17 protein-coding genes and 1 tRNA gene are annotated in these 17,134 nt (G+C 67.3%); 7 read left to right on the plus strand and 11 right to left on the minus strand.

Annotated elements, in window-relative coordinates; genetic code table 11:
• Window positions 1-24: 24 nt before the first annotated feature.
• The gene (locus A5733_RS20540) at window positions 25-789 is read right to left on the minus strand and encodes a 3'(2'),5'-bisphosphate nucleotidase CysQ (protein ID WP_076241479.1); all 765 of its coding nucleotides are present in this window, start codon (window positions 787-789) and stop codon (window positions 25-27) included.
• Window positions 790-857: 68 nt separating this feature from the next.
• On the opposite strand from A5733_RS20540, the gene A5733_RS20545 reads away from it, so the two are divergent.
• Window positions 858-1,265, plus strand: coding sequence for a DUF2628 domain-containing protein (locus A5733_RS20545; RefSeq protein ID WP_067770576.1), 408 nt, complete (start codon window positions 858-860; stop codon window positions 1,263-1,265).
• On the opposite strand, the gene A5733_RS20550 is transcribed toward A5733_RS20545, so the two are convergent.
• From A5733_RS20550 to A5733_RS20570, 5 genes are read right to left on the minus strand one after another with little or no spacing between them, the layout of a single operon-like run.
• On the minus strand, window positions 1,262-2,092 hold the full coding sequence (locus tag A5733_RS20550) for an SCO1664 family protein (protein ID WP_076241480.1): 831 nt from the start codon (window positions 2,090-2,092) through the stop codon (window positions 1,262-1,264). The genes A5733_RS20545 and A5733_RS20550 overlap by 4 nt on opposite strands.
• Entirely contained in the window at window positions 2,076-2,663 is a 588-nt protein-coding gene (locus A5733_RS20555) for a DUF3090 domain-containing protein (RefSeq protein WP_067770572.1), read from the minus strand. Before A5733_RS20555 ends, A5733_RS20550 begins: the two co-directional genes overlap by 17 nt.
• A 35-nt stretch (window positions 2,664-2,698) precedes the next feature.
• Complete coding sequence (locus A5733_RS20560; RefSeq protein WP_076241481.1) at window positions 2,699-3,370, minus strand: histidine phosphatase family protein; 672 nt, start codon at window positions 3,368-3,370, stop codon at window positions 2,699-2,701.
• Between the two features lie 15 nt (window positions 3,371-3,385).
• Window positions 3,386-4,216, minus strand: a complete 831-nt coding sequence (locus A5733_RS20565) for an undecaprenyl-diphosphate phosphatase (RefSeq protein ID WP_067770644.1) — start codon at window positions 4,214-4,216, stop codon at window positions 3,386-3,388.
• A 55-nt stretch (window positions 4,217-4,271) separates the two neighbouring features.
• Window positions 4,272-4,583: a hypothetical protein gene (locus A5733_RS20570; protein WP_067770568.1), complete on the minus strand. Its 312-nt coding sequence runs from the start codon at window positions 4,581-4,583 to the stop codon at window positions 4,272-4,274.
• Between the two features lie 161 nt (window positions 4,584-4,744).
• Between A5733_RS20570 and A5733_RS20575 the strand changes: the two genes are divergently transcribed.
• The 3 genes from A5733_RS20575 to A5733_RS20585 are packed head-to-tail and all read left to right on the plus strand — an operon-like array spanning window position 4,745 to window position 7,082.
• Complete coding sequence (locus A5733_RS20575; RefSeq protein ID WP_076241482.1) at window positions 4,745-5,734, plus strand: YncE family protein; 990 nt, start codon at window positions 4,745-4,747, stop codon at window positions 5,732-5,734.
• Complete coding sequence (locus A5733_RS20580) at window positions 5,731-6,000, plus strand: DUF5703 family protein (protein WP_067770565.1); 270 nt, start codon at window positions 5,731-5,733, stop codon at window positions 5,998-6,000. Before A5733_RS20575 ends, A5733_RS20580 begins: the two co-directional genes overlap by 4 nt.
• On the plus strand, window positions 6,000-7,082 hold the full coding sequence (locus A5733_RS20585; protein WP_076241514.1) for a quinone-dependent dihydroorotate dehydrogenase: 1,083 nt from the start codon (window positions 6,000-6,002) through the stop codon (window positions 7,080-7,082). Before A5733_RS20580 ends, A5733_RS20585 begins: the two co-directional genes overlap by 1 nt.
• A gap of 42 nt (window positions 7,083-7,124) precedes the next feature.
• Here the strand turns inward: A5733_RS20585 and A5733_RS20590 are convergent, their stop codons facing one another.
• Together A5733_RS20590 and A5733_RS20595 are read right to left on the minus strand one after the other, a co-directional pair.
• Entirely contained in the window at window positions 7,125-7,649 is a 525-nt protein-coding gene (locus A5733_RS20590) for a YbhB/YbcL family Raf kinase inhibitor-like protein (RefSeq protein WP_076241483.1), read from the minus strand.
• Between the two features lie 42 nt (window positions 7,650-7,691).
• Complete coding sequence (locus tag A5733_RS20595) at window positions 7,692-9,026, minus strand: M20/M25/M40 family metallo-hydrolase (protein ID WP_076241484.1); 1,335 nt, start codon at window positions 9,024-9,026, stop codon at window positions 7,692-7,694.
• 86 nt (window positions 9,027-9,112) lie between these two features.
• On the opposite strand from A5733_RS20595, the gene A5733_RS20600 reads away from it, so the two are divergent.
• A tRNA-Leu gene (locus A5733_RS20600) sits at window positions 9,113-9,198 on the plus strand.
• A gap of 4 nt (window positions 9,199-9,202) precedes the next feature.
• On the opposite strand, the gene A5733_RS20605 is transcribed toward A5733_RS20600, so the two are convergent.
• The 3 genes from A5733_RS20605 to A5733_RS20615 form a co-directional block, all read right to left on the minus strand.
• Entirely contained in the window at window positions 9,203-10,546 is a 1,344-nt protein-coding gene (locus tag A5733_RS20605; RefSeq protein WP_076241485.1) for a serine-threonine protein kinase, read from the minus strand.
• Window positions 10,547-10,571: 25 nt separating this feature from the next.
• Window positions 10,572-12,443 (minus strand): S8 family peptidase, encoded by a 1,872-nt coding sequence (locus A5733_RS20610; RefSeq protein ID WP_076241486.1) that lies wholly within the window; start codon window positions 12,441-12,443, stop codon window positions 10,572-10,574.
• A 148-nt stretch (window positions 12,444-12,591) separates the two neighbouring features.
• The gene (locus tag A5733_RS20615; protein WP_076241487.1) at window positions 12,592-13,977 is read right to left on the minus strand and encodes a hemopexin repeat-containing protein; all 1,386 of its coding nucleotides are present in this window, start codon (window positions 13,975-13,977) and stop codon (window positions 12,592-12,594) included.
• Window positions 13,978-14,163: 186 nt separating this feature from the next.
• Here A5733_RS20615 and A5733_RS20620 point away from each other — a divergent pair, with 186 nt between their 5' ends.
• Together A5733_RS20620 and A5733_RS20625 are read left to right on the plus strand one after the other, a co-directional pair.
• Window positions 14,164-15,951: a peroxidase family protein gene (locus A5733_RS20620; RefSeq protein ID WP_076241488.1), complete on the plus strand. Its 1,788-nt coding sequence runs from the start codon at window positions 14,164-14,166 to the stop codon at window positions 15,949-15,951.
• Between the two features lie 20 nt (window positions 15,952-15,971).
• Complete coding sequence (locus A5733_RS20625) at window positions 15,972-17,087, plus strand: catalase family protein (RefSeq protein WP_076241515.1); 1,116 nt, start codon at window positions 15,972-15,974, stop codon at window positions 17,085-17,087.
• The last annotated feature ends 47 nt before the right edge of the window (window positions 17,088-17,134 follow it).

Here is a 17,134-nt window from a genome sequence, read left to right on the forward strand (position 1 = left end):
CCGACGAATCCATTCCCGCGGCGCTCATCGGGAGGCGACCCCGATCGCCTCCAACAGGATGGGCGCCAGCTCCTTGCGGCACATGACGAAGTCCGGCAGATATGGATCGGCGCGGTTGTAGCGCAGTTCCGAGCCGTCCAACCGGGAGGCGTGCAGGCCCGCGGCCAGCACCACCCCTGCCGGTGCGGCCGAATCCCACTCCCACTGCCCGCCGGCGTGGATGTAGGCGTCGACGTCACCGCGCACCACGGCCATCGCCTTGGCCCCGGCCGAACCGATGCGCACCATCCGGAAATCGAGCTGCTCGCGCATCCGCCACAGCACCGCCGGCGGCCGGTTCGAGCTCGCGGTGATCAACAACGGCCCGGGGCGCCGCGGACCCGGTGGGCTGACCGCATCGCTGCGGTACACCTCGTCGCGGGCCGGCAGGGCCACCACCGCATCCGACAGGCCGCCGTCGACGCCGACCGAGCGCTGCCACAACGCGATGTGCACGGCCCAGTCCTCGCGGCCCGGCAGCGAGAACTCGTGCGTGCCGTCGACCGGGTCGACGATCCAGACCCGATCGGCGTCGACGCGGGCCAGGTCGTCGACCGCCTCCTCGCTGAGCACCGAATCCCCGGGGCGGGCCTGGGCCAACCGGTCGAGGATCAGGGCGTTGGATCGCCGATCCCCCTCGTCACCGAGGTAGTACGGGTCGTAGAAGCCGATCTCCTCGCGTACTGCCAACAACAGCTCACCGGCTTCCTTGGCCACGGCGGCAGCCAGGTCGGCGTCGGTCGAGTGCACCCACCAAGTATCGGTGGCGGGCCAGGCCGGTGCGCTGGCGGGGCCGGTTGTGCCATTAGGGTCAAGCCATGACCGAGCAGACGCCTGTCGACAACCTGTCCGACTCGTGGCGCTGGAAGTTCGATTTCTTCAGTACCTACGGGCTGCCTAGCGCGAGCCCGGAAGCCAAGGCCGCGTACCGCAACCTCAGCTTGATGGCCAAGCTGCGGCTCACGTCGAACATCCTGGCGTTTCTGTTCGGGCCGCTCTACTTCTTCGTCAAAGGCATGTGGCGCAAGGGTTTGACGCTGCTGGGGTTGACGATCGCGGTCGCGGTGGTGTTCACGGCCATCGGGGTCAGCGACGGCATCGCCCGCGCCATCGGCCTGGGAATCGCGGCGATGGCGATGTCGACCGCCAACTACGCCTACTACCTGCACGTGGTGCGCGGCAGCCAGTCCTGGAATCCGTTCGAGGGGTTCGGACGCGCCCGCTAGAACGCCGGCCATGGGATCGGCCGGTGCCGATCGGGTGTCGGCATCACCGGATCATCCAGTAAGCCAACGATTCTCGACCGCAGCGCGGCGATCTCGGCGTCGGTGATGTGGGGGCACAGCTGTTCGGCCAGGCCGGCGAAGCCGTCGCGCAGCGCCGCGACGTCGGCCAGCGTTTCGTCGTCGACGGGTTTGCCGGCCCACCCCCACAGCACCGTGCGCAGCTTGTCCTCGACGTGCAGGCTCACCCCGTGGTCGACGCCGTACACCGCGCCGTCCACCCCGGCCAGGATGTGCCCGCCCTTGCGGTCGGCGTTGTTGATCAGCACATCGAACACCGCCAGCCGGAACAGCCGGGGATCGTCGGCGTGTACCAGGGTCACCTCGTCACCGGCGTAGTCGTAGGCCTGCAGGATCGGCAGGAAACCCGGTGGAAGATGGCCGGCCGGCAGCAGGTCCACCAGATCGGGACCGGCCGCCGGCTCGTCGCCCACCGCGTCTTCCGGCTGGTCCACCCACCGCTGCACCATGCCGGGCCCGGCCGGACCGTCACGAATAATGGTGCGCGGCACCAGGTTCCACCCAAGGCCGGCCGACACCAGGTACGCGCCGACCTCGCGGCCGGCCAAGGTGCCGTCGGGAAAATCCCACAGCGGCGCCTCGCCCCGAATCGGTTTGTACACGCAGTGCACCTGGCGGTCGCGAAAGTTGGCCTCGCACAGGAAAGTGGCGTTGCTGGCCGAGCGGATGCGGCCGATCACCGTCAGTTCGCCCTCGGCCAGCGCCTCGTCGTCGGGTTGGGCGGGCCCGCGCTCAGGTGTCGGCGTCATCGTCGGACCCGGTGATCTCACCGCGCCGATAGCCGTTGGTACGCACGCAGATGTGGCCGTCCGGGTCCAGGGGTTCGTCGCACAGAGGGCACGGCGGACGTCCCGCCGAGATCACCCGGTTGGATCGGGTGGCGAATTCGCGCGCCGACTCCGGGGTGAGGAACACCCGTACCGCGTCCGGCCCGTCCTCGGCGTCGTCGAGGACCACCGACGCGTCGAATTCGCCTTCGGAAACCGCGAGGAGCTCCACCACGACCGTCTGGGCCTCCGAGTCCCAGCCCAGCCCCATGGTGCCCACCCGGAACTCGGCGTCGACCGGGGTGACCAATGGCAACAGGTCGCTCACCTCACCGGTGTCCGGCGGGATTGGCGTGCCGAACCGGCGGTTGATCTCGGTGAGCAACGCGGCGATTCGCTCGGCGAGGACGGCGACCTGCTGCTTCTCCAGGACCACCGAGATCACCCGCTTGTCGTGGACCGCCTGCAGATAAAACGTCCGGTTGCCGGGTTGGCCGACAGTCCCGGCCACGAATCGGTCGGGAGTACGGAATACGTGAATTGCGCGGGCCATGGCACCTTCCAAAATACCGGTATAGCTATGCCGGGTCAGTTGGTGGACCCACCGACCACCGCGTCGGTGGCGGGTTTGGCGGCCAGGCCGGCACTCAACTGCGCACCCGTGTGGTTGATGTGCATGACGAAGGGCCGCAGGTCGGTGTAGCGGATCACGCTCATCGATGCCGGGTCGGCGGTGATGCGCTGGAACCCGTCCAGATGCACCCCCAGCGCGTCGGCCAGCACCGCCTTGATCACGTCGCCGTGTGTGCAGGCCACCCACAGCACGTCGGCGCCGTGCTGCTCGGCCAGTGCACGGTCACGTTCGCGCACCGCAGTCACCGCGCGGGCCTGCACCTGGGCCAGGCCCTCCCCATCGGGGAACACCGCGGCACTGGGCTGCTGCTGTACCACCGCCCACAACGGTTCCTTGACCAACTCGCCGATCGCGCGCCCGGTCCAGCTGCCGTAGTCCACCTCGGTGAGCCGCTCGTCGACGATCGGCTCCAGCCCCAGCGCCTCCGCCAGCGGTGCCACCGTGCGCTCACAGCGCAACAGCGGAGAACGCACGATCACGGTCACCGGCAGCTCCCCGATCCGGGCGGCCAGTCCGGCGGCCTGTTCGGCGCCCCGTTCGTCGAGGTCGACGCCGTCGCTGCGGCCGGCCAGGGTGTGCGCGGTGTTCGACGTCGAGCGGCCGTGCCGCAGCAAGATCACCGTCATCTCAGCTCCTCTCGATCACTGCGCGGCCACCACCCCGGTGCCCAGCAGCGCCAACACCACCACGCCGAGCACCACGCGGTACCCCACAAACCAATACATGCTGTGCGACACCAGGAATTTCAGGAACCAGGCGATCGCGGCGAAACCAACGACGAAGGCGATCACCGTGGACACCAACAGCTGAGCACCGGTCGCGCTCATCCCCTCGCCGACGGGGTGGAACGCATCGGGCAGGGAGAACAGGCCCGAGGCGAAAACCGCCGGGATGGCCAACAGGAAGCCGAACCGGGCGGCGAGCTCGCGCTCCATACCCAAAAAGAGTCCGGCGCTGATGGTCGCGCCCGAGCGCGACACGCCCGGCACCAGCGCCAGGCACTGGGCCAGGCCGACGATGACACTGTCGCGCCAGGTCAACTGCTCGACGCGGCGGGTCTGTCGGCCGTAGTACTCGGCCGCGGCGATCACCGCGGAGAACACGATCAACGCCGAGGCCACGAGCCACAGATTGCGTGCGCCACTGCGGATTTCGTCCTTGAACAACAGGCCGAACACCCCGATCGGGATGGTGCCGATGATCACCCACCAGCCGAGCCAGTAGTCAGCCGTGCGGTGGGCCGCCACGAACAGTCCGTTGAACCAGGCCTTGAGGATGCGGGCGATGTCCTTGGCGAAATAGACCAGGACCGCGAGTTCGGTGCCCAGCTGGGTGACCGCGGTGAAGGAGGCGCCGGCGTCGTCGGCGAAGAAGACCCGTGAGGTGATCGCAAGATGCCCCGACGAGGAGACCGGGAGAAACTCGGTGAGCCCCTGGACAATCGACAATACGACCACTTGCAGCCAGGACATGGCACCGACGTCAGTCACGCCGACGACCGTACCGTGACGATCGCCGGGGACGTCGTCAGCGCGTGGCGCGTGAAACCGGTTGCGCGTCGGCCACCGCGTCCCGCACGGTTGCCGACAAGCTGCGTTCGTCAGACAGGTCGATATCGGTCAGTTTGCGGGAGGCCACGGCGACCACGTCGTCCTCGACGGGAACCGGACCCGACAGTCGCGGGCGATAGATCTCGATGATCAGTTGCTGACGCTCGATATGGAACGAAAAGCTCCGGCCATCGCCAACCTGGCCAAACCCACTGGCGTGTACACCAGTGGAAATATCCTCCATAGCAAACTCACGGCTAACCAGTTGTTGGTCTGCGGCGAGGGTCATGGTCGAACCATACCTCGACTTATGCCGTAATGGTTGAAGACGCGACCATTTCTGGCCAACCACCATGCCTAAACTGGATCCCTGCCCGTCACCGACCATTCACATCCGATCGAGAGCCCACGTTGCGCCCAATCTTTGCAGGTCAGCCTGTTCGCGCCGGCGTGATCGCGCTGGCCCTGCTGCTCACCGCGGGGTGCACGTCCAACCCCGCCGACGCCCCGCCACCCACCATCGAACCGGCTCAGGCCGCAGTATCGCCGCCGGTCACCGTCACCCCCGATGGCCAGATCACACCGCTGGCCGGACGCGCCGAGAGCGCGGTGTTCGATCCAGCAACAGCCACCCTGGCCGTGCTCTCCCCCGGAGCCGAGGGGCAGTCGACGCTGAGCCTGCTGAGCGGCACGGGACCCACCCGGAACGTGACGCTGACCCCGGCGGCCACCGCGATGAGCGTCGACAGCCACGGCGACATCCTGGCCGCCACCCGCGGCGGCTATTTCCGCATCGACATCGGCGCCGCCAAGACCGACAAGATCGAGGTGGCGGACAACCAGGACGTCGAGTTCACCGCGATCGCGGTACGCGCCGACGGCAGAGTCGTGCTGGGCAGCGCCGACGGCGCCGTGTACACGCTGGCCGACAATCACACCGTGAGCGCTCGGCTCAAGATCTTCGCCCGGGTGGATTCGCTTGTCACACAAGGTAATACCGCGGTTGTCCTGGACCGCGGGCAGACCTCGGTGACCGCCGTGGATCCCAGCGGCACCAAGGCCGCGCAGGCACTCCGGGCCGGCGAGGGCGCCACCACGATCGCCGCCGACGCTCGCGGCCGGGTCCTGGTCGCCGACACTCGCGGCGACGAACTGCTGGTGTTCGGCACCGATCCGTTGATCATGCGGCAGCGCTACCCGGTGCCCGCCGCCCCGTACGGCCTGGCCGGATCCGCCGAGTTGGCCTGGGTGTCGCAGACCGCGGCCAACACCGTGATTGGTTACGATCTGTCCACCGGCATACCCGTGGAAAAGGTGCGTCATCGAACCGTGCAGCAACCGAACTCCCTGGCCTACGACGACAAGACCGGCACCCTGTACGTGGTGTCCGGCTCGGGAGCCGGTGTCCAGGTGATCCGCGATGCGGCAGGGCGCCGATGACCACCATCCAGCAAGGCCGCATGCCCCCCGGATGGGACAAGGTCGTCGCCGAGGACCTCTCGGAGGAATACGACTGGATCCCGCTGCGACTGCCCCCTGATGTCACCAGGATCAGCGCGTCGATCCGCTTGTCCATCGAGGCCGAGTACCGCGGCTGGGAACTGACCCGGGTGCGGGCCTACACAGACGGGAGCCGACGGGTGCTGTTGCGCCGCAAGAAAACCGCGTCATCGATGGCGGGCACGCCCCAGGCGCCGTCCCTGTGATCTACGCGGCGCTGCGGCGGGCACTATTCCTGGTGCCCCCGGAACGGATTCATCTGTGGGTGTTCGCCCTCCTGCGGACCGCCACCGGCCCCGCCGTCCTGCGGCGCGCCCTGGCGCGTCGGTTGGCCCCGGCCGATCCGGCGCTGGCCAGCACGGTGTTCGGGGTGCGGTTTCCCGGGCCGATGGGGCTGGCCGCCGGATTCGACAAGGACGGCCGCGGGCTGCAGACCTGGGGCGCGCTCGGCTTCGGCTACGCCGAGGTGGGCACCGTCACCGCGCAGGCACAGCCTGGCAACCCCGAACCCCGGCTGTTCCGGCTGCCCGAAGACCACGCGCTGCTCAACCGGATGGGGTTCAACAACGAAGGCGCGGGGGCTCTGGCGATGCGATTGGCCGAACACACCCCTGACGTCCCGATCGGGGTGAACATCGGCAAGACCAAGGTCACCCGGGCCGAGGATGCGGTCGCCGACTACGCCGAGAGCACCCGACTGGTGAGCGGGCGGGCCGCCTATGTCGTGGTCAACGTCAGCTCCCCCAACACCCCGGGGCTGCGGGATCTGCAGGCGGTGGAATCGCTGCGGCCGATCCTGGCCGCGGTGCGGGCCGAGACGACCAAGCCGGTACTGGTCAAGATCGCACCCGACCTCTCGGACGCCGACATCGACGAAATCGCGGACCTGGCAGTGGAATTGGGCTTGGCCGGAATCGTCGCCACCAACACCACGATCTCGCGGGACGGGCTGACCACCCCCGGCGTCGCCGAGTTGGGCAACGGCGGGATCTCGGGGCGACCGGTGGCGCAGCGGTCGCTGCAGGTTCTGCGTCGGTTGTACTCGCGAGTGGGTGACAAACTCGTGTTGATCAGCGTCGGCGGCATCGAGACCGCCGACGACGCCTGGGAGCGGATCATCTCCGGAGCCAGCCTGCTGCAGGGCTATACGGGGTTCATCTACGGCGGCGGATTGTGGGCCAAGCAGATTCACGACGGCATCGCCGAGCGGTTGCATGCCGGCGGGTTCGCCTCACTGGCCGACGCCGTGGGTTCCGCCAACCCGCGAGCAGACGTAAACCCTTACTAAAACGCCGGTTTCGGTACGGGTTTACGTCTGCTCGGCGGAGAACTACTTCTGCTCGTAGGTGCCGTGGATGACGGCGCGGGCAATGGCCTGCCCGAACAGATTGAAGCCGAGGTAGGCCGGGGTGGCGCCGTCGGGCAGCTCAAGAGACTCGACCGGCAGGGCGTGCACGGCGATGTAGTACCGGTGCGGGCCGTGACCGGCCGGCGGGGCCGCCCCGATGTAGCGCTTCTGGCTCGCGTCGTTGGCCAGCGTCACCGCGCCGCCGGGCAGCTCACCGCCGTCACCGGCGCCGGCGGGCAGCTCGGTCACCGAGGCGGGCAGATCGGCCACCGCCCAGTGCCAGAAACCCGAGGCGGTCGGAGCGTCCGGGTCATACACCGTGACGGCGAAACTCTTGGTTTCGGCCGGGAAACCCGACCAGCTCAGCTGCGGTGAGACGTCTGAACCGCCGGCCCCCATGATCCCGCTGACCTGGTCGTTGGCCAGCGGCTGCCCGTCGCTGACCGATTCGGAGGTCAGGGTGAACGTCGGCAGCTTCGGCAGGTTGTCGTACGGAGATGTGCTCATGGTTCCCTCTCGTAGTCAGTTCGTGTAACCAGCTCGTGCAAGTCAGCAGTTCCGCAGAAAGTGTTCCAGAACGCCCGCCCCGAATTGCAGGGCATCCACCGGTACGCGTTCGTCGACCCCGTGGAACAACGCGGCGAAGTCCAGGTCCGGCGGCAGCCGCAGCGGCGCGAACCCGAAGCAGCGAATCCCCAACCGCTGGAACGACTTCGCATCGGTCCCGCCCGACAGCATGTAGGGCACGGTGCGGGCCTCGGGGTCCAGCGCCAGGATCGCCGCGTTCATCGCGTCGACCAGGTCCCCGTCGAACGTGGTCTCATAGGACGGCAGATCGCGCTCCCAACTGCGGGTGACGTCGGGACCGATCAGCGCGTCGACCTCACGCTCGAAGGCTTCCTTGCGGCCCGGCAGCACCCGGCAGTCGATCACCGCCTCCGCCGACGCGGGGATCACATTGGCCTTGTAGCCGGCCTTGAGCATCGTCGGATTGGCGGTGTCACGCAGTGTGGCCGACACGATCCGGGCCACGCCGCCGAGTTTGGCGATGGTGCCGTCGAGGTCCGGGGAGTTCACGTCGAAGTCGTACCCGGTCTCCTCGGCCACCGCGCTGAGGAACTGCTCCACGGCCGGATTGAGCACCAGCGGGAACTGATGGCGGCCCAGCCGGTCCACCGCGCCCGCGATCGCCGTCACGGCGTTGTCGTCGTGCACCATCGAACCGTGCCCGGCCCGTCCCCGCGCGGTCAGCCGCATCCAGGACAGGCCCTTCTCGGCGGTCTCGATCAGGTAGAGCCGACGCTCCCCGCCGTCCTTGCAGGGCACGGTCAGGGAGAACCCGCCCACCTCACCGATCGCCTCGGTGACGCCCTCGAACAGATCGGGCCGGTTGTCCACCAGCCAGTTGGCCCCGTAGGTGCCGCCGTGTTCCTCGTCGGAGACGAACGCGAACAACAGGTCCCGCGGCGGCACGATGCCCGAACGCTTGAAGTGGCGGGCCACCGCGATGGCCATCCCGACCATGTCCTTCATGTCGACCGCGCCGCGGCCCCAGACATAACCGTCCTTGACCGCGCCGGAGAACGGATGCACGCTCCAGTCGGCCGGCTCGGCCGGGACGACGTCGAGGTGGCCGTGGACCATCAGCGCCCCGCGCGACGGGTCGGCGCCGGCCAAGCGGGCGAACACATTGCCCCGCCCGGGTGCCCCGGCCTCCACGTATTCGGTCTCGTAACCGACCTCCTGCAGCTGCTCGGCCACCCAGTGGGCACACTCGGCCTCCCCCTTGGTGGTGGCCGGATCACCGGTGTTGGAGGTGTCGAATCGGATGAGCGCGCTGACGAGATCGACCACCTCGTCGGCGCTGGAGGCGGGGACAGTCACAGTCCCATTCGTACCACTGGGACACCGGTTTGGGTCTAGGGCACACAATCCGATAGCCTTAGGCGCCCAACCCGCAAGGTTGGCAAGTCCGAGTGGCGGAATGGCAGACGCGCTAGCTTGAGGTGCTAGTGCCCTATTAACGGGCGTGGGGGTTCAAGTCCCCCCTCGGACACAATTCAAACCGGGATCAATTTCCCGGCCACGGCGGTAACCCAACTCAGTTCTTTGTGGAAGATGTCGCTGTGCGCCCCGGACGGGCCCGCATCGGCGATCACCACCTCTGACGAGTTCAGGTTCAGGATCTGGCCCGGTTGGAACGGATACTGCGCCCCCTCCTCGCCCAGAACCTGCGTGTCACTGCCGAATGCGCCCAGTGCGCCCATCGCCCGCCACCGCGCCATCGGATCGTCGAGGCCGGCGGCGTCGTCACCGGCGGTCAACGAGGCCAACGGGTAGAACGTCCCCAGCGCCCGGTCATGGCTGGAGAAGCAGACCGCCATCGGACCGTCGATCCGGGCCAATCGGCCCGCCAGGGCGCCGTCGCCGTCCCGGAACGGCAGCCCCTTCGTGAATGTGAACCGGGAGAATGCGCCCTGCAGCAGGGTCACCGATTTCACCGGCGACGGCCGGTGATCGGCGATGCCGTCGAGCGCGAACGACACCAGCCGGGCACCGAAGCTGTGTCCGATCAGATGGATCCGCAGATCCGGATGAGCACCGGAGAGATCGTCGATCGCGGGGCCCAATCCGGTGCGTCCGACGACGCCGGCCCGGTTCTTCATTTTCCAGTAGCTGAGCTGACGCAGGACTTCCTTGGCACCGTGCCAGAGCTTGTCGCCCATGTCGCCGAGACCGGCCGCCCCGCCGGTGCCGTCGGTGAACTGCACGCCGGAATCGGCCAACCGGTCGGCGAACCGGGTGAAGACGTCGACGGGCTCCCGCTGCGCGTCCAGCATGCCCGGCACCTGGACCGGCTCGTCCGCCTCGCCGTCGTCGAAACCGGTCTTGGTCGAGGCGTTGAACCGGCGCAACTCGGCGAACATCTCGTGCGCGCGCTGTGCGGTGGGTGGCTTCTCCAACAGCGCTGCGATGGCGTCCAGATGCGCGCTGCCATCGGGAAACATGTCCTTGAGGTCGGCCAGCTCGGCCGGCCCGAGCGTGGCCGGGCCGGCCGCGGTCGCGGTACGTTCGGTCAACGCCGCCGCGCCGCCGTCATGTGCGGGTGTGTCCTCGAAGTCCGGGATCGGTTCGTCCCGCCACAGTTGCGACGGCCATCGAATCCCGACGAATCCGACCTTCCGGTCACCGTCGAGCTGATCGGCCAGCAGGGCGAACCAGCGGGCATACAACGACTCTGCTGCGGCCTCGTCGTTGTTCCAGCCGTGGGACAACAGCACCAGGTCGGAGAGTGCGTGGGCGCCGATGCCCTCGCGTATCGCGGCGAGGGTGTCCGTGTCGACGTCGCCATCGGCGTCGAACACCAGCCGCCACAACGGCCTGCCCTTGATCGTGTCGGTCATGGTGACTCCTCGGTGCTGTGAATCTTCAGACGGATTGCAGGGCCCGCATCAGGTCCAGCAGGCCCGCCCCCTGGAACGCCCGGTCGCGACCGAGCGAGGTGGCAGATTCGATGAAGATGCGCTTGATCTCGTCGGGCCGGCCGACCAGTTCGCGCTGCACCGACAGGAATGCCGCGATCGCCCCGGACACATGCGGCGCGGCCATGCTGGTCCCGGTGGCCTCGATGTAGATCGCCGCGCTCTCCGGCGGCGCGTCGGTCTGCCGCAGCACATCGCTGCGCATTCGACCGGCCGCGACCGAGGTGATGCGCTCACCGGGAGCCAGCAGGTCGGGCTTGCACCGGCCGTCACCGGTGGGGCCCTTGGACGAGAAGTAGGACACCCCGGAGGTATGCGGGGCGTCGCGGTGCGTCGAACCGACGGTGATGGCGCGCTCGGCGTTGCCGGGATCGTTGATCGTCATGCCCGCACTGAACTTCGTGACGTCGGTGGTGAACAGCGGGTTGAGCGAGACGTATCCGCTGTTTCCGGCCGCCGCGACCACGACCACCCCCGACCGCACGGTCTTGTCGACCTCGATGCACAGCGGGCTCTGCCCGCACGCGAACCACTCCGCGGCGAACTCGTAACCCAGGCTGAGGTTCACGCCGTGGATGCGCGGCATCCGCTGGCTCGCGGCGTTCACCTCGCGGACATAGGCCAGGGCCCGCATCACCCGACTCACCCGCGCGGCCCGCTCCCCCGGCCCCAACACCTTCAGACTGACCAACTTGGCCTCGGGTGCCATCCCGGCCAACCGGCTCGGATCGCTGATCGCCCGCTTCTGCAGGATGGGGATATCGCCTTCCGGCGCACCGACATTGAAGCGCTTCTCGGCCACATAGACGTCGTCGGCCGATTTTCCGACAAGGCCGCCGGCGATGATGCCCGCAACATGCGAGCCGTGTCCGTCCGCATCCTGCAGTGCACTGGGCGTGAATGCCGCATCACCCCCGGTCACCGTGAAATCGCGATGTAGGTCGCAGACCGAGGGGTCCGTGACGGTGGCCCGGTCACCGAAATGTGGATGCGTCTCGTCGATCCCGGAATCGACGACGGCCCAGACGATTCCGGACCCGAAGCAGGCGAATGTCCGCTGCGCGGGGACCGCCTTGACGGTGTTGGACGACGCGTCGATCTGCGGGTGGGCGTCGAAATCCGGCCAGATCCGGTAGACCGCCCGCTCGGGCCACTGCTGCGGCACCGCGTCCGCCGAGACCATGCCCTCGATCTGGCGGGTGGTCAGCTCACCGACCATGAACTGGTCGGCCACCATCAGCGGGACGTCGGCCCCGCCGACCAGGCGCCACAGCTCGCGCACCCGGTCCATCGCCGCCGCAACTCCGCCGGCAAACCGCAGATTGAGTTCGATCATGATCGGCCACAACGTTTCCCGCGCCGTCTCGGCGTCATCGTCAGGACCCACCACAAACTTCTCCCGCAGTGGCGGCGTGATCACCCCGGCCACCAGCAGGTCGCGGTGCGGTGGCGCGTCGGCCGGAGCCACCGCCCGGGCCCGCTCCTGCGGCGCCATCGCCCGCTCACAGGCCTGCTCGGCGGCACGGCGGCCGGCGGCCGTCAAGGCCACCGTCGGCTCGGCCCCCGCCGCGTCCTTCCTCGCGCGTCGTCGGGTCGCCAGCTTGTCGTGCACCAACCGGTCGACGGCCTCGGCGACACTGCGGTGCCACCGCGGCGTCCCGTCCGCGCAGAGACGATCCTCGGAGTCGAACCGTGAGGCGAACCGGGCGGCCACGGCTTCCAGGATGTTCTGCGGACCGGCGTCGATGTTCTTGGCTGCCAAGTCGGCCAGGGCGCACTGCGCCCGATCGGTCCAGGCTTCACTGTTTGACGGACTCACCGCAACACCTCGGAACTGTGCTCGACCCTACAACTGGCATTCAACACACGATCGGGCCTCAGGGAGGCGATAGTTCGCCGATTCCGCAATCGACGGTTCGACGCCGCCGGTTCGAGCATGCGCGCGGGTGCTGAGCATGGGTACGCGCTCAGTCCGGCCGGCCGACGCCGTCGGCCCACAATCCGGGCCAGTTGCCGGCCACCTGTTTGGGGTAGCCGGCGTCGACCCGTGACGACGCGATGTCATAGCGGATGTACTGCGACCCTTTGAAGAAGTACGCCTTGCCGTTGTTGCGGATCACCACATGATCGATGCCGTTCTCGTATTCGGTGGGCAGATTGGGCGCCCAGTTGTCCTTGATCGGCTTGGGATAACCCGCGTCGACCTGATCGGTGGCGATGTCGTAGCGCAGATACTGCGCCCCCTTGAAGAAGTAGGCCTTGCTGTTCGGCCACACCACCACCGCGTCGAAACCATCCGGCCAGACGCCCGGCCACCCCGCCGAGATGTCCATCGGATAACCGGGATCCACCCGATCGGTCGGCAGATCGAAGCGCAGGTATCGGCTGCCCTTGAAGAAGTACGCTTTTCCGTTGGTCCACAGCACATCCGCATCGATGCCATCGGCGAACTCCGCCGGGAAACCGGCCCAGAACCCGGCCATCGGCAGCGGATAACCGGGATCCGTCTTGCCTACGGCCTCGTCGAACCGCGCGTACTGCGAGCCGTTGAAGAGGTACAGTTTGCCGTTCGGCCACACCGAGCTCGGCGACACCGGACCGGGGTACATGCTCGCCGCGAACTGGGCGTCCAGGTTGTCGATGTCGGTTCCGCCGGGTACACCGATGCCGTCGGTCATGATCGAACCCGGCAGTTCGTAGCACATGATCGAGTTCTCGTCGGTCTCGTTGGTCGCGGTCAAGGCCGAGACGTCGAACGGGGTGAGCACCTGCTCGATCACCTCGTCCCGCGACCAGCCCTGGGTCGCCATGAACAGGGTGATGGCCTTCTCCCGGTCGATCCGGTCGACAATTGCCTTGCGGCGGTGCTCATGTGGGAACCCCAGAGTGTGTCCCGTCTCGTGCCGGACCACCCGGCGAAACTCCGCCTCGGCGGTGCTCATCGTGAAACCGTCGAGGTTCATGGTCTGCTCGTCGGCGGCGGCCAGGAGGATGTCGGTACCGAGGTAGGACCAGTACCCGTCGTCGGCCACCCGGGCGATCCGCACCTGGGGATCGACGTGGGACGCCACGAACCTGACGTTCGCCCACGCTCCCCAGGCGTTCATATGAGCCAGGATTCGGCGCTGCAGATCGGCCGGCGGGGTGTCCAGGAAGCCGACCGTCAGCCGGACCCCGCCGGCATTCCAGCGCTTGTTCGTCATGACGGCCAGGTGTTCACGAGACGGCCGATCCCCGGCCGAGATCCCGGTGACGTTGGGGGCATTCGCCGGATTGACCCCGACGGCGGCCTCCGCGGAGGCGATCACCTTTCCGGCCGGCAGTCCTTTGATCGTGCACGGTATGAATGTCATCGTCGTCCCTCCTTCGGGTCCGGACGTCATCGGTTGTCACCGGCGAACGTAGAGCCATCGACACCTCGACACACGAGTGGAGCGCTACCTGCATTCGGGTAGCTCACTACTCGTGTCATTTCGCATCGGCGCGACAACGATCGACATGTGCGTCAAAACAATGTCGGATCCAGAGCGCGGTCGACGATGGCCGCGGTGGGCGCCCGGATCGCCCAGCAGATTGATCAGTCGGTGGGTTGGTCGCGGCTGCCGACCGCGCTGGGCCTGGCGGTCCTGGTCGGCCTACGCCATCAACTGCGCACCTCGAATCTGTATGCTGCCGAACCGGGTCCACCTCAAACCGCCGTCCCCGGTGCGGTAGGTAACTATCTGTCGGCCCGTACTCGTGACGGCTCGTACAACGACCTCGCCGATCCGCGGATGGGCGCCGTCGGTTGCCGCTTCGGGCGCAACGTGCCGGCCGAGTACACGTACCCGGAATCGGACCCGCAGCTTCTCGATCCCAACCCGCGGCTGATCAGCCGCCGCCTGCTGACCCGCGAGCGCTTTCAACCCGCGACCACACTCAACCTGCTGGCCGCCGCGTGGATCCAGTTCGAGGTACACGACTGGTTCGCCCACGGCACCGTCGCCGGCGGCCCCTGGGTGGTACCGCTGCACGACGACGACCCGTGGCCGCAGCGGCCGATGCGGGTGCAGCGCACACAGCCTGATCCCCACCCCAACCCGGTCGGTCCGCCCACCTTCACCACGCAGGAGTCACACTGGTGGGATGGCTCTCAGATCTACGGAACCACACCGGAATTCGCCAGCGCACTGCGCTCACCCGAGGGTGGCAAGCTACGCATCGATTCCGCGGGGCTACCGCCGCAGGATGTGGAGGCGACGGTCGACCTGACCGGTACCGCCGGAAACTTCTGGGTCGGGCTGGCCTTGCTGCACTCACTGTTCATGCGTGAGCACAACGCCATCTGCGACCGCCTGGCGCAGGCGCATCCACATCTGACCGATCAACAGCTCTACGACAAGGCGCGCCTGGTCAATTCCGCGTTGATGGCAAAGATCCACACGGTGGACTGGACCCCCGCCATCATCGCGCACCCCACCACGGTGGCGGCGATGCGGGCCAACTGGTTCGGGCTGCTGGGCGAACGGCTGGGCCGGCGCTTCGGTCGCATCAGCCGCAGTCCGCTGCTGCGCGGTATCCCGGGCTCAGCGACCACCCACCACGGCGTGCCCTATTCGCTCACCGAGGAGTTCGTCGCGGTGTACCGGATGCATCCACTGATCCCTGACGACTTCATCTTCCGTTCGGTGGTCGATGACCGGATCGTCGCAGAGCACGAGCTGCCCGAGCTGTCCGTCGAGAACGTACGGGCCCGGTTGGCCGAGACGCCGATGGCCGATCTGTTCTACTCCTTCGGCCGTGCCCACCCGGGAGCGTTGTCGCTGCACAACTTTCCCCGGCACCTGCAGAACCTGCGTCGCGTCGACGGCGCACTACTCGACCTGGCCACCATCGACCTGATCCGGTCCAGGGAGCGCGGTGTGCCGCGCTACAACGAGTTCCGGAAGCTGTTCCGGCTCAAGCCGGCCAGGACTTTCGAGGAACTCACCGGTGAAACGGTGCTGGCAGCCGAGCTGCGTGAGATCTACGACGACGTGGACCTGGTCGACCTGATGATCGGCTTGTACGCCGAACCCAAGCCCCGAGGTTTCGGGTTCAGCGACACCGCCTTCCGGGTTTTCATCCTGATGGCCACCCGCCGGCTGGAAAGCGACCGATTCTTCACCGTCGACTTCCGTGAAGAGACGTACACGGTCGCCGGCATGAAGTGGGTTCGCGACAACGACATGCGATCGGTGCTGCTGCGTCACTTTCCCGAATTGGCCCCCGCTCTGGCCGGGGTGACCAACCCATTCGCTCCCTGGAATTCCATGTCCCCCAAGCCCGGCAGAAAGGTATGTACATGACCGAGGCCACCACCGCCACGATGACCGAAGCCGATGTCCGTCGCATCGCCGAGAATCTCGACCCGGTCTCCTACCGCGACGACCTCGAGCAACCACGGGCCGGAGAAGCCGAGGTGATCGAAAAGATCATCGCGGCACTGCGCAAGAACAACGAGCGGGCGTACAAGAAGTTCAAACGGGGCCTGCGGGATGCCCACGCCAAGAGTCACGCCGTGCTGCGCGGTGAACTGATCGTCAACCCCGACCTGCCCGGTGTGCTGGCCCAGGGGATGTTCGCCGAGCCGCGCAGTTATCCGGTGATCGCGCGCATTTCGACGACCTCGGGGGTGTTGCGTAGCGACAAGATGCGCGGTGTCCGCGGCCTGGCCCTCAAGGCCATCGGCGTGCACGGGGCCCGGGCGATGGACGACGAACCGAACATCACCCAGGACTTCGTGTTGGTCACCCACGAGGAGTTCCTGTTCGCCGATGCCCACGCCTATCTCAGACTGGGAATGCCCACGGCCAGTGCGCTGGCCCGGTTGTCCGACGGGGTGCTCGGCGCGGGCAGTGAACTGTTGGGTCTGCTGAAGAAGGTCGGGCTGCCACTCCCGCCGAACCTGGCGGTGTTCGTCGCCCCCAACCGGCCGATCCTGGGCGAGACCTTCTTCTCCTCCGCACCCATCCGCTACGGCGACTACGTGGCGAGGTTCAAGTACGAGCCGTCCTCGCCCGAGGTCAAAGCTCTTGCCGGGCAACTCCTCCCACGAAATCCCGGTCAAGATGCCCACCGTGACCTGATCATGGAATTTTTCGAGAACAACTGTGCGGAATACACCTTCAGCGTGCAGCTGTGCACCGATGCCCAGACGATGCCGATCGAGGATGCCACGAAGCACTGGGACACCTCGGTCTCGCCCTACCTACCGGTCGCCAAAATCGTGTTCCCCCGGCAGAACCCCTACAGCGCGCTGCGTCGGGCCTACGGCGACGACGTGTTGTCGTTCAACTCATGGCGTGGGCTCGAAGCCCACCGGCCGCTGGGGTCGATCAACCGGTTGAAACGCACGGTGTACGAGGCCTCGAGCGACTTCCGGCACCTCAAGAACCACGTCGAACGGCACGAACCGTCGGATATCTCCGAGCTTCCGGACTGAACCTCAGCGAACGGGAATTGCTTGACATGGCAAGAACTTCCAGCCTC

The organism is Mycobacterium sp. NS-7484 (genome assembly GCF_001953975.1).
Lineage (GTDB): Bacteria > Actinomycetota > Actinomycetes > Mycobacteriales > Mycobacteriaceae > Mycobacterium.